Genomic DNA, 11,800 nt, shown 5'->3' with positions numbered 1-11,800 from the left:
GCTGTCGTGTGACCGTCGTCGACTGGGAAGGCATTGCATCATGGATTGCGTAGAAGGATTGCATCCTGAACTCCCCTGCCGCCGCATCGCGGTGCTCGACGAATTTCCCGGTACCAAACAGGATTACATAGCCACCACCGGGCGCGAACACGACCTTGGGCTGGGTGCTGACCGGCTGCCTGTTTCCTGCCGCGTCCCGGGCCACGAACAGCAGGGTCGCATTGGCTACCGCGCTGGACCGGGAAGCCATTCCGCTCAAGTCGAAACGCCACAGGTTCCCTTGCAAATCGCCGGCATAGGCGTATAGCCCGCCGCCCCCTTGATCGGCAACCACCGCGGGTGCGGATAGTCCGGTTTGCAGCGCCGGATCAGTCGCCGGCGTCCTGGACTTGAAGTAATTGACGCCGAGCTGCCATTTTTCCGAAGGCGGTTTGTCGAGCGCGAGAAAGAAGAGCGCACTGGCGGCATCCTGGTTGAAACTGCCATCATCCTTGTAGTTGTTCAACCCGCTGGGCGCCGCCACGAAATAGCGGTACTCGGAAGGTCCGGCTGACGCGCCGGATGCAAACTTGACGATTGCGGGTGCGCCGGTGAGATTGCCCATGTCGGGATCGTCGACATCGGTGAACTCCCATAGCGCTCCTGAACCGGCGCTGAATCGTTCGGGGTCTGTGACATCCAGTGCGAACAGTCCTTGTCCGCCGCCACCCATGCCTGCAGCCAGCACGGTCTTCCAGCTACCGGCAACCCGGGCCTCGGCGACCGTGAGCATGCCATCGACGTAAGGGCGGTGCAGATACTCCGGCGACGTCAGGTGTGCAAGATTTCGGACTACGGCGTTCGGGACGTAGGCAAACAACTCGCCGCCGTCCTGGGCATTGAACGCATGCAGCATGCCGTCATTGGCGCCGACATACACCGCTTTCGCCCGCCCTTTCAGCGCATCCTGGAATTGCGCATATCCGGTGCCGAGGCCGTTTGCTGAAGGTGGGCCAGCGTAGACCACGTTGCTGTTGACGATGTCACCGAGCACCCTGGTTCGGGGACGGAAGATGCCGCTGGGCTTGCCGGTTTCGAGGTTGCGTTGGCCGCGAAGGTAGGCAAGCCTGTTTTCGCCGAGTGCGTCGGGCTTGCCGCTGACTGGATCGAGATTGAGCAATTCCCTCTGCGTACCGCTCAACTGGTCCCATTTGAATGGGATTGTCCGCAGTGCGCCGCCATTGATTTGCGCGGTGTAGATGTTGCGCACATCTTCGGCCGGCTGGTGGAAGCCGGACAATAATTCGCCGGCGTCCCAGTCCGGTGCGGATGCGACATCAATGTTTCCGCTTGCATCGGGTTTCAGGGCCAGCTTTTTCAGGCTTCCGGACCACGTCGAGGATTCGAACCCCGGCTGGTAAACGAAGATGCCATCGGTGGACATCCGGCTGCCGGTCGCCGCCACGCCGGAAATATTGCCGCTCGCCGTACCGATTCGATTGAATACCCGTTTGATTGCCGCAATCATCTCCTTGGGCTGCCCGGCGAGGAAGTAGGTATCGGGAACACCGTTTCCGTCGCTGTCCCACTCGGCATTGCTTCCGCTGACGACATTCCTGCTGTTCGGCGCGAAGGTGATGAAGGGATTGCCGTCGCCATTCCTGTCGTCGAAGCCGCCATACTTCGCCGCGAGATATAGCTGGCTGTCACGGGGCTTCAGATCGCGTGAATTGCCGTCGATCTGGCCGTTCCCGCCTTCGTCGACGTCGATCGCGAAGGTTTTGACCCTGACCGGTTTATCCAGGCGGATATCGTTCGTATTGGCCCAGTAGGCGAGTCCCGCCATGTAGTAGGTGCCGTGTCCTGAAGCGCCCGTGTCCCTGTTGTCAAGATTCGTCAACGAGGGATTCGGCGCCGTATTGGACGCATGGTTCTCCAGTTCGCCGACCTGCCGGGTCCATGTCCTCACATCCAGCGCGGGCGTCTTCCCGGAGACCTCGCGTGCAGCCGGCCGGGCGGTGTCAAAGGCATCCTTGCCTCCCCCGTACGTCGAACGCTGATTGCCGGGAATGAACCGGTCCCAATGGGTATTCACATCGGCGACGGTCAGCAGGTAATTCTGCTGGCATGATGCGATCACCGGGTCGGGCGGATTCTGAATGACCGGAAAGCCATCCTTCATCGCACTGGTGATGCCGACAGTACTCTCCGCAGTAGGCTCCTTGCCTTGCAGGTAGTGCAGGCCCTCGTAAAAGAGCTCGCCTACCGGATCGAAGCTCTTGTATTTCCCCGACCTGCCGAACTTGTTCAGATAATTGATGACGCCGCTATTCTCGAATGCGCTGTGTCGGTTCGCCGGATCTTCCGGATTGTTGTACAACACGCCGGTTGCGCTATCCCATTCCGCCCGGTCATTCGGCCGCTCGATGAAATCGGGCGCTTCCAGCTTTTTCGTGCCGACATACTTCATCGGCGCCCGCAACACGCCGCCATACCGCGTTTCCGCATCATCGAGTACGTAGCCCATGGCCGCCAGCCGCAGCCGGTCGGCTTTGCGCTGGATTTCCCCGACGGGCTTGTAGTTACCGCCGTATCGCTGGCACAGCCCGGTCCGGGACGGGCCTTCCCTGCCGTCGCACACCTTCACCCGGACAAGAAACTCGCCCAATTTCTTGTCGAGCGCTTCCTTCGGCGGCGTGCCGCTGCCGCTGTATGCCGATGCGCAATACCGGTTCGCGTCCGTGCCGCTGGCATTGGCAAGACCGCTGCTTACGTCGGAAAACAGAACGCGATTGCCGCAGGAGACGACGTGCAGCGTGCCGACATTGAATGGCGTTACCTTGCCGGGCGCGCTGACGTTGCCGCCTGCGACGACGGTCCGGCGCGGAAAGTACACCGGATGAGCATAGAACGTGTCTTTCAGAACACCCCTTTGCAGGATGGTGGTGTCCGGGGTGTCGATGATTCTGTCGCCGCCGGTGAGTGCATAGCGCAGCATGTCGATCGCCGATGATGTCGCCCAGTTCATGAAGTTGCCGCTGAATGCATCGCCACCACATTCGCGGGTGACAGAATCCGCATCATTTGAAATGACAAAGTATCCGCTGTCGGAAAGATTGCGATTGCCGCCATGGTAGGTATAGCACTTCGCCGGATTGAAGTAGCCGACATACTCCGTCGTCCGATTGTAGGTGCCCCCGTCGCCGCGATAAGCGATGCCTGCCGTCGGGAACTCCACCGACAGGCTCAGTACCAGATTGGGATGGACATTTCCTCTCCCGCCGATCATCGGTTCCGTAGCAATCTGTACGTCCGGATTGCTGGCAGCCTGGACTGCATTCATCGTTTGCAAAACAAGCAAGGCCAGTACAGCGACAACGTTGGTATTTTTCATCTGCCGTCTTTTCGATAAAAAGTCTGGAGCACTACCTGTGTGCTTTCGCGCATGCCAAACCCGATAGCAGTCACTCGATAGAAATAATTCCGCCCATCGAGGGTCGCGTCCTCGCCTGCACGGTTATATGCCATCAGTTCAATGACGTACCTGGGCGGCCGGGCCGGCATTGCGCCGGCGCCGGTTTGAAACACTTGTCCGGTATAGCGTCCGTAAGGCACGGTGATCGCGCCGGACGACGAATCGAGCAGGTCGACTGCCTGCCAGGCTGCCCTCAGGCTTCCCTCGGCGCGGCTGCATAACCCGAGGTAGAGCGCCGGGTTTTCGATTCCGCATCCCGGGCTAAATCCTTCCGTGCGATCCGGCGCGAACAGGTGACTGCGCGACCGGGCGGGATCGGGCGAGCTTTCGATGTCCGTTTCAGCATCCATCAAGGCTGCTTCGGCTGCTTGCAGCGCAACTTGCCGGTCACGATCGTTGCGGGACGCTTTCTCGGATTGGAGCGCGGTCTGCGCAGCGGACATGCCGAGCATCATCACGACGATCAGCATCAGGAGCGAGACGATCAGGGCGGCGCCGCGTTGCCTCGCTTTGAGGACGCAGCAAGGTCGATCCAGCTTATGCGCCGTCATATCGCGCTACCCGGCGACTGATTGCGCAACTGGATGGTCGTCGCGGATATTTTCCGGATTCGGTTGCGCGTGCTTTCAGGAAGCTGCGCTTCGAGAATGCGCGTTCCCACATCGGCCGATGCGTTCAGGTCCGAGTAATCGCGGCCGAAAAGATCATATTGGGACGTCAGCGCATCGGTGCGGCTTTTTTCCGTCCCGCGCAATAGGAGCGCAGTACGAATGACGACCACCTTTTTCCACCAGGTCTTCCTGTTCCGGTCGACGGCCTGCTCCTGCGCGGTGGCTCCGGTGAGCACAAGCGCAGCATCCAGCGCTTGCAAGGACGCGGCGTTCAGGTATTGATTCGGCAGGCTATCGCCGTCGCTATCGATGCCGTAAAGCACCTGGAACGATTCCACACCGCGAGCAAGCGCCTGCGCCACCCATCCTTTTTTGCCATGGAACTTGCAGTAAAGCTGCGGCTCGCCGCCGGCATCCCTGGCGACATAGAAAATGCTTGTCCCCCGCTCTTCATCCGCACTATCCTGCGACGTGGCGGCCGCCACGCCAAAGCCGGCGCAATTGATCATGCTGCCGTCTCCGTGCTCCCCCGCGCCTGAGCCGAAGAAGCGCACTGCGAGAACGTCGCTTCCGTTGACGCTGCTTGCAACCGGCGAGGTGATGCCATTAGTCGTTGCACTCAGGCTCCGTGCGTCAAGACCGGCAATATTCGCGCTGATACCTGCGGCGGAGACGATCGGCGCATCTTGCCGGTCCCAGTTTTCGTAGGCAGCCTGACGCACCGAGCGGCTGATGACTTCGGATGCATACCGCCCCGTGTCCTGGAGGCGGGTACCGTCGTCCTGGGCGGTGTAGGCGGACTTCGAGGACAGCAACAGCGCGGTGGCGGCTAGCATGACAAGCAGGCCGAGTGTGATGGAAATCATCAGCTCGATCAGAGTCAGTCCGCCCTGATAGCACATACGGTTGCAACGACGGATCGTCATGGCACGTACGGCTGAACGGTGAACGCCACGCTCGGCGCAAATTCCTTGCCGGCGGTGCGGACCAGCGTGCCGTCAGCGGCCTTTTCCTGCCAGCCCATTTTGATCACGACCGAACCGCCATCCATCGGACCTGCCTTGCAGGACCATGTCAACGCCTGCATGGCGCCGTTCCATGGTTCGGCATCCCGGCAAATCATGACCCGTCCACCCGGCAGGTCGGTATGCACTCGCTTCTGCCATTCATAGATGTCGAACAGCGCAAGCTCCGCGCCGTTGCAGTGGTCGACATAGCAACGTTTGCCGGGCGGTGGCGGTTCGCCTTGCGTCGTCGCCCAATAATCGACATGCAGATATGGGTTCAGGGCAGCGCCAAGTTTCATCTGGCTTTCGTTGGCGCGCATCTTGTCCGCAATTTCCGCGGCAAGTTGCACGGCGGTGGTCTGGAAGGTTGATTGCTGGGTAGTCCTCAGCGCGGTGAGCTGCATACCCGCGGTACCAATGACACCCAATGCGAGCACCAGTACTGCAACCAGCACTTCGACCAGCGAAAATCCTTCTACCTGATGTTTCATGAAACCCGATTCCCGTACAAGGCGCCAGGCGGCGTATTTTGTTAATAATATTGCAACATTTTTTGCGCAGCAATCCTGCCGCAACCTGACCGTCATTCCAACGGCCAGGCAAACAGCATTTGATTAATTACTGGGAGTTTTCCGCTCGCGGCCGACTTCCGCTATCGCGTCCTGAAATTCCGCTACGTCCTCAAAACTCTTGTAGACGGACGCAAAGCGGATATAGGCAATCTTGTCGAGGCGCTTCAGTTCGCGCATGACCAGTTCGCCGACATGTGCCGAAATGACTTCCCTGGCACCCGTCGACAGCAGCTTTTCCTCGATCTGATGGATGGCGGCGTCAACCGCTTCGGCGGATACCGGGCGCTTGCGCAGCGCCAGCATCAGGCTGGCACGCAGCTTTGCCGGGTCGAATTCGGTGCGGCTGCCGTTCTTCTTGACGATGACCGGCATCGTCAACTCGATGCGTTCATAGGTGGTGAAGCGCTTGTCGCAGTGCGTGCAACGGCGGCGACGGCGAATGGCGTCCCCTACTTCCGACACGCGGGTGTCGAGAACCTGTGTGTCCTCATGGTGGCAGAAGGGGCATTTCATAAAAAAGCGCCGAATCGATGAAAAAGCGAATTAAAAATCAGGAACCGAAAGTTAACCGTTAGTTGAATTTTTGTCAACACCGGTAATTACCGAACCCGTCGGTCAGGCATGGGGAAAACGCCATATGCATGGACATTGTTCCACACGGACTGGCCAAACCGCCTGTAGTTTCCGGCTTGTGCAAGTGCGCCGTCAAGCGTTTGATGGACGCTTCGTCCAGACACAGGATGAAGATACAAAAAAGGGAAGTCATCGCCTTCCCTTTTTCATTCATGCCGACCGGCGCAGCTGCCAGCCCTTACCTTGCACTATTTGTACTTATTTTCCATATACCGGGAATGCGTCGGTCAGTTTCTTGACCTCCGCCTTTACCCGTTCAATGGTCGCGGCGTCCTGCGGATTATCGAGCACGTCGGCGATCAGGTGACCGACCTTCGCCGATTCCGCTTCCTTGAATCCGCGGGTCGTCATCGCCGGGCTGCCGAGACGAATGCCGGATGTCACGAACGGCTTCTCCGGATCATTGGGAATCGCATTCTTGTTGCAGGTGATGTGTGCGGAACCGAGAATCGCTTCGGCTTCCTTGCCGGTGATCTTCTTGGCACGCAGATCGACCAGCATCACATGCGACTCGGTGCGGCCCGACACGATCCGCAGCCCCCGGTCGATCAATGCCTTCGCCAGCGCGTCGGCGTTTTTTACGACCTGTTCCTGGTAGGTCTTGAACTCCGGGGTCAGCGCTTCCTTGAAGGCGACTGCCTTGCCGGCGATCACGTGCATCAGCGGGCCGCCCTGGATGCCCGGGAAGATGGCCGAGTTGATCGCCTTTTCATGCTCGGCTTTCATCAGGATGATGCCGCCGCGCGGACCGCGCAGACTCTTGTGCGTGGTCGAGGTAACGAAGTCGGCATGGGGTACGGGATTTGGATAAACGCCTGCAGCGATCAGGCCGGCATAGTGCGCCATGTCCACCATGAAATATGCGCCGATTTCTTTCGCCACTTTCGCGAAACGCTCGAAATCGATGCGCAATGCGTAGGCGGACGCGCCGGCAACGATCAGCTTCGGTTTGCGTTCCCGCGCCAGGCGTTCCATCGCATCGTAATCGATTTCTTCCTTGTCGTTCAAGCCGTAGGAAACGACGTTGAACCATTTGCCCGACATGTTCAAGGGCATGCCATGTGTGAGGTGACCGCCTTCCGCGAGCGACATGCCCATGATGGTATCGCCCGGCTTCAGCATCGCGAAGAACACGCCCTGGTTTGCCTGCGAACCGGAGTTCGGCTGGACGTTCGCCGCTTCGGCGCCGAACAATTCTTTCAGGCGGTTGATGGCCAGTGTCTCGGCGATATCGACGAATTCGCAGCCGCCGTAATACCGCTTGCCCGGATAACCTTCCGCGTACTTGTTGGTGAGTTGCGAGCCTTGCGCTTCCATGACCGCAGGCGACGTATAGTTTTCCGAGGCGATCAATTCGATATGGTCTTGCTGACGGGTGTTTTCCTGCTGGATGGCGGACCAAAGTTCCGGGTCGACTTTGGCGAGGGTGTGATCTTTTGCGAACATGCGAAACTCCAATCGATTGAGAATGCAAACGGGTTTGCCTGAATCGAATGAGGGCCAACGGAATGGGAATAGGCAGCCTCAGACGTGCTTCCATTTGTGGCTGCCCAGGCGAACGGCTATGGTGAGATCTCACGTTCCCCGGTGGTTGCCCACCTTGTCGCCGAAACCGGTGGTTTCGACATTCGCCAGTCACGTGAGACGAAATGGACTTGAATTGTAAGTGAGCGGAGAATTTTCGGCAAGGCGGCCGGCCAGGCCGGGTAAATCGGAGGATCATGAGCAGGCCCTGAGCAGAAATGCTCTTTCGGCTAAAATTTGGCACTCGGCAAACTTTGTGAAAAGGGAAATCCCATGCTAGTACTTGTTACAGGCGCAACATCCGGTTTCGGCGCGGCCATGGCGCGCAAGTTTGCACAGAACGGCCACAAGGTCATCGCGACCGGCCGCCGCAAGGAAAGACTCGATGCATTGGCTGCGGAACTCGGTGCCTCGTTGCTGGCAATCGAAATGGATGTCAGCAGCAAGACCTCGATCCAGCAGGCTCTCGATGCGCTTCCCGCCGATTGGCGGGATGTAGATGTACTCATCAACAATGCGGGTCTGGCCCTGGGAATCGAACCGGCCCACAAGGCGTCTCTGGAAGAATGGGACACCATGATCGACACCAACTGCAAGGGCCTGGTCACCATGACCCGGACACTGCTGCCGTCCATGGTGGCACGCGGCAGCGGCATGATCATCAACCTCGGATCGGTTGCCGGCGCCTATCCGTACCCGGGCGGAAATGTATATGGCGCCACCAAGGCGTTCGTGGATCAGTTCACCCTGAACCTGCGCGCCGATCTCGTGGGAACCGGCGTTCGCGCCACCAATATCGCGCCGGGCCTTTGCGGCGGTACCGAATTCTCAAATGTTCGCCTCAAAGACGATGCGGCTGCGGCGAAAGTATACGAAGGCACCGTACCGCTTACCGCGGACGACATTGCCGAGACCGCTTATTGGATCGCTACCTTGCCCGCCCATGTGAACATCAACTACATCGAGATGATGCCAACCTGCCAGGGATTCTCGCCGTTCAACATCAAACGCACCACATAATGCTTTGCATCAATGTCGCGAGCCGGCGTGCGAGGGACAATGCCGGCTGACTTCACCTGGAACGTCCGCGTGTATTACGAAGACACCGATACGGGCGGCATTGTGTTCTACGCAAATTACCTGAAGTTTTTTGAACGGGCGCGCACCGAATGGCTGCGCGCGGCCGGCATCGGCCAGCAGGCGTTGACCGAATCGCATCATGCGATGTTTGTCGTCAAAAGCACTGCCGTCGATTATCATGCACCCGCGAAATTAGATGATGAACTGAAACTCACTGTCGTGGTCGAACGGCTTGGACGTGCTTCAGTGCAATTTTTCCAGGAAGCATGGCGCATGACGGAAGGACGATGGCAGCTATTGTCCAGTGGCCGAATCAAGATTGCCTGTGTCGATACGCGCACCTTCCGTCCGCGTGCCATCCCGGATGACGTACTGGCAAGAATCGACGCTACCAAGTGATTTTTCCGCGCCATCCCATGGCCGGCACCGGTAGCATATCCGCCTGATGCGGATACAATTTGCTGTTAACCCCATTAAGACAACCGATGACTGTCACACAAGATCTATCCTTTATCGCTCTGATCAGCAACGCATCCTTGCTTGTGCAACTGGTGATGGCATTGCTATTGCTCGTATCGGTCATGAGCTGGACATATATCTTCCGCAAAATGTTCGCGATCAAGAGCGCTCGTTCGCAGACCGAGGAATTCGAGCGCGCCTTCTGGTCGGGGGGCAATCTCAATACGCTCTATGAAGACGCAACCTCGAACCGCCGCAAGAGCGGCGGCAATAGCGGTGCGCTCGAACGCATCTTCGAGTCAGGCATGAGCGAATTCCAGAAGATCAAGGCATCCCTGGCCAGCAGGAATACATCTGACGCCGCGTCGATGATCGATGGTGCGCGCCGTGCGATGCGTGCGGCATATCAGCGCGAGATGGATGCACTCGAATCACACCTCGCTTTCCTGGCGTCGGTCGGTTCCGTGTCACCCTATGTCGGCTTGTTCGGCACGGTGTGGGGCATCATGAACGCATTCCGGGGACTGGCGAACGTGCAGCAGGCGACGCTTGCATCCGTGGCGCCCGGCATTGCCGAGGCGTTGATCGCAACGGCAATCGGCTTGTTCGCAGCGATCCCGGCCGTCGTTGCCTATAATCGTTATTCGCACGATATCGACCGCCTCTCGATCCGCTTCGAAAGCTTCATCGAGGAGTTCTCCAACATCCTGCAACGTCAGGCGCGCTGATGTCGAACAGCTCATTGCGCGGCGGACGCAGCCGCAAATTCAAATCCGAAATCAACGTCGTGCCGTATATCGATGTGATGCTGGTGCTGCTCGTGATTTTCATGGTGGCTGCGCCTCTGACGAACCCCGGCGTGATTAACCTGCCGACGGCGGCCAAGTCAGCCTTGCCGCCGACGGAGTACATCCAGATTGCCCTGAAGCAGGACACGACCGCGACCATTTCGGTCAGCGGACAGACCGGCAGCCGGAACACCGGTGCACAAGCGGAAAAAATTGGAAGCCGCGTCGCGCTGGTGCAAAAGCTTCGCGCAATGCATGAAGCCAATCCCGAATTGCCGGTCATGATTTCAGCCGAAAAAGACATCAAGTACGATGATGTAATTCAGGTGATATCAGAAGCAAAAAAGCTGGGCATCAATCGGGTTGGTCTCGCCACCAAGCAATAAGCGATGACTGATCAGACGCCCTATACCGTACCCAAGGAGCCCGGACGCTGGCGCGCCATCGCGTTCGCGACCCTGGTGCACCTGGCATTGGTCGCGCTGCTATGGATCGGCGTGCGCTGGCAAAGCGAAGCGCCGACGACCATTGAAGCGGAAGTGTGGAGCCCGCAGCCGAAGGAGTCCGCCCCGCCCCAGCCAGTCAAGGAAGTTGTGAAGGAAACGCCCCGGGAACCGGAGAAGCAGCCGGAGCCGCCGCCGGTGGCGAAAGCCGCACCCAAACCGCCGGTCGAGGATGAGCCGCCGGCGGTCAAGCCCGACATCGCACTGGAGCAGGAAAAGAAACGCAAACTGGAAGAAGCGAAGAAACGCCAGGCCGAAGAAAGGGAGCGGCTGGTGGAAGAGCAAAAACGCATCGCCGAAGAAAAGGAACGCCAGGCGAAGATCAGGCAGGAAGCGGAACGCAAGGAAGAGCAGAAACGCATCGAACTGGCGAAAGCCGAAGAGGCGAAGAAGCGCGCCCAAGCCGAGCAGGAAAAGATCGAACTCGCGAAAAAGGAAAAGGCGGCGGCTGAAAAGAAACGCAAGCAGGACGAGGAAAAGCGCAAGCAGGACGAAGCGGAGGCGCAGATGCTTGCAAAAATCCGCGACGATGAAATGCGCCGCATTACCGGTGCCGTACCCGGCAGCGGCGATGCAGCGAAATCACAGGGCGGAAGGGCGGACGGGGCATACGCACAACGTGTCGCGGCGAAGATCAAGTCGAATATCACGTTTAATGTCCCGGATGAATTGCCTGGCAATCCCGCGGTGGAATACGTTGTCGACCTGCTTCCGGACGGCTCGGTCGCCGGTATGCGCAAGACCAAGTCGTCGGGCGTGGCCGGCTTTGACGAAGCCGTACGCCGGGCCATTGAACGATCCCAGCCATACCCGAAGGACAAGTCGGGTGCGGTACCATCAAGCTTTATCGGCATACACAAACCGAAGGACCAGTAGGCAAATCATGATGAAAAATCTCTTCTTGCGCGGGCTGTTTCTGATCGGCCTCACATTCACCAGCCTGGCCGGGGCGCAGCTCAGGGTGGAAACAGCAGGCGTCGGCGCCAACCAGATTCCGATTGCGATCGCCGGCTTCGCGGATGAAACCATCGCCCCGCAGCAGGTAACGGCGATCATCAAGGCCGACCTGGCGCGCAGTGGCTTTTTCAAGATCATCGATACCGGCAATGCGATGTCCGAAACCTCGCCGGTCGACTTCAACCAGTGGAAGGCGCAAGGTGCGGATGCCC

The 11,800-nt window shown here is 58.8% G+C and carries 12 protein-coding genes, 1 pseudogene and 1 riboswitch; of the genes and pseudogenes, 7 read left to right on the top strand and 6 right to left on the bottom strand.

What is annotated here, in order from left to right:
• The 4 genes from V7080_RS17695 to pilV form a co-directional block, all read right to left on the bottom strand.
• The coding region (locus tag V7080_RS17695; protein ID WP_334189718.1) for a pilus assembly protein at positions 1-3,373 on the bottom strand (3,373 nt) is incomplete at its 3' end.
• Positions 3,370-4,005 carry a pilus assembly PilX family protein gene (locus tag V7080_RS17690; RefSeq protein ID WP_334189717.1) on the bottom strand — a complete coding sequence of 212 codons (636 nt, stop codon included), beginning with the start codon at positions 4,003-4,005 and terminating at the stop codon, positions 3,370-3,372. The genes V7080_RS17690 and V7080_RS17695, both read right to left, overlap by 4 nt.
• Complete coding sequence (locus V7080_RS17685; protein WP_334189716.1) at positions 4,002-4,991, bottom strand: PilW family protein; 990 nt, start codon at positions 4,989-4,991, stop codon at positions 4,002-4,004. Before V7080_RS17685 ends, V7080_RS17690 begins: the two co-directional genes overlap by 4 nt.
• On the bottom strand, positions 4,988-5,563 hold the full coding sequence (gene pilV, locus V7080_RS17680) for a type IV pilus modification protein PilV (protein ID WP_334189715.1): 576 nt from the start codon (positions 5,561-5,563) through the stop codon (positions 4,988-4,990). The genes V7080_RS17685 and pilV overlap by 4 nt, the downstream gene beginning before the upstream one ends.
• On the opposite strand from pilV, the gene V7080_RS17675 reads away from it, so the two are divergent.
• Positions 5,562-5,690: a hypothetical protein gene (locus V7080_RS17675; RefSeq protein WP_334189714.1), complete on the top strand. Its 129-nt coding sequence runs from the start codon at positions 5,562-5,564 to the stop codon at positions 5,688-5,690. The two genes, pilV and V7080_RS17675, sit on opposite strands and share 2 nt — an antisense overlap.
• Here the strand turns inward: V7080_RS17675 and nrdR are convergent.
• Positions 5,687-6,157, bottom strand: coding sequence for a transcriptional regulator NrdR (gene nrdR / locus V7080_RS17670; RefSeq protein WP_334189713.1), 471 nt, complete (start codon positions 6,155-6,157; stop codon positions 5,687-5,689). The two genes, V7080_RS17675 and nrdR, sit on opposite strands and share 4 nt — an antisense overlap.
• Positions 6,158-6,475: 318 nt before the next feature.
• The gene (glyA, locus tag V7080_RS17665) at positions 6,476-7,723 is read right to left on the bottom strand and encodes a serine hydroxymethyltransferase (protein WP_334189712.1); all 1,248 of its coding nucleotides are present in this window, start codon (positions 7,721-7,723) and stop codon (positions 6,476-6,478) included.
• 95 nt (positions 7,724-7,818) lie between these two features.
• Positions 7,819-7,926, bottom strand: a riboswitch (ZMP/ZTP riboswitch).
• A 148-nt stretch (positions 7,927-8,074) separates the two neighbouring features.
• On the opposite strand from glyA, the gene V7080_RS17660 reads away from it, so the two are divergent.
• From V7080_RS17660 to V7080_RS17635, 6 genes and pseudogenes are all read left to right on the top strand, one after another.
• Positions 8,075-8,821, top strand: a complete 747-nt coding sequence (locus V7080_RS17660; RefSeq protein WP_334189711.1) for an SDR family NAD(P)-dependent oxidoreductase — start codon at positions 8,075-8,077, stop codon at positions 8,819-8,821.
• A gap of 39 nt (positions 8,822-8,860) precedes the next feature.
• Positions 8,861-9,280 (top strand): tol-pal system-associated acyl-CoA thioesterase, encoded by a 420-nt coding sequence (gene ybgC / locus V7080_RS17655; RefSeq protein ID WP_334189710.1) that lies wholly within the window; start codon positions 8,861-8,863, stop codon positions 9,278-9,280.
• Between the two features lie 86 nt (positions 9,281-9,366).
• On the top strand, positions 9,367-10,068 hold the full coding sequence (gene tolQ, locus V7080_RS17650) for a protein TolQ (RefSeq protein WP_334189709.1): 702 nt from the start codon (positions 9,367-9,369) through the stop codon (positions 10,066-10,068).
• Positions 10,068-10,514: an ExbD/TolR family protein gene (locus V7080_RS17645; RefSeq protein WP_334189708.1), complete on the top strand. Its 447-nt coding sequence runs from the start codon at positions 10,068-10,070 to the stop codon at positions 10,512-10,514. Before tolQ ends, V7080_RS17645 begins: the two co-directional genes overlap by 1 nt.
• Before the next feature lie 3 nt (positions 10,515-10,517).
• Positions 10,518-11,507, top strand: coding sequence for a cell envelope integrity protein TolA (tolA, locus tag V7080_RS17640; RefSeq protein ID WP_334189707.1), 990 nt, complete (start codon positions 10,518-10,520; stop codon positions 11,505-11,507).
• Between the two features lie 7 nt (positions 11,508-11,514).
• Positions 11,515-11,800: pseudogene (locus tag V7080_RS17635) on the top strand (Tol-Pal system beta propeller repeat protein TolB); the annotation flags it as partial.

The sequence above is a fragment of the Noviherbaspirillum sp. genome, from assembly GCF_036846085.1.
Lineage (GTDB): Bacteria > Pseudomonadota > Gammaproteobacteria > Burkholderiales > Burkholderiaceae_D > Noviherbaspirillum.
The sequence above is the reverse complement of the archived record's forward strand: the minus strand, read 5'-3'. Positions and strand labels throughout refer to the sequence as shown.

Bases quoted from the DNA above. Each gene is read 5' to 3' on its own strand.
- V7080_RS17690 (WP_334189717.1), bottom strand. From the start codon at position 4,005: ATGACGGCGCATAAGCTGGATCGACCTTGCTGCGTCCTCAAAGCGAGG.
- V7080_RS17685 (WP_334189716.1), bottom strand. From the start codon at position 4,991: ATGACGATCCGTCGTTGCAACCGTATGTGCTATCAGGGCGGACTGACT.
- V7080_RS17675 (WP_334189714.1), top strand. From the start codon at position 5,562: ATGAAACCCGATTCCCGTACAAGGCGCCAGGCGGCGTATTTTGTTAAT.
- pilV (WP_334189715.1), bottom strand. From the start codon at position 5,563: ATGAAACATCAGGTAGAAGGATTTTCGCTGGTCGAAGTGCTGGTTGCA.
- nrdR (WP_334189713.1), bottom strand. From the start codon at position 6,157: ATGAAATGCCCCTTCTGCCACCATGAGGACACACAGGTTCTCGACACC.
- glyA (WP_334189712.1), bottom strand. From the start codon at position 7,723: ATGTTCGCAAAAGATCACACCCTCGCCAAAGTCGACCCGGAACTTTGG.
- V7080_RS17660 (WP_334189711.1), top strand. From the start codon at position 8,075: ATGCTAGTACTTGTTACAGGCGCAACATCCGGTTTCGGCGCGGCCATG.
- ybgC (WP_334189710.1), top strand. From the start codon at position 8,861: ATGCCGGCTGACTTCACCTGGAACGTCCGCGTGTATTACGAAGACACC.
- tolQ (WP_334189709.1), top strand. From the start codon at position 9,367: ATGACTGTCACACAAGATCTATCCTTTATCGCTCTGATCAGCAACGCA.
- V7080_RS17645 (WP_334189708.1), top strand. From the start codon at position 10,068: ATGTCGAACAGCTCATTGCGCGGCGGACGCAGCCGCAAATTCAAATCC.
- tolA (WP_334189707.1), top strand. From the start codon at position 10,518: ATGACTGATCAGACGCCCTATACCGTACCCAAGGAGCCCGGACGCTGG.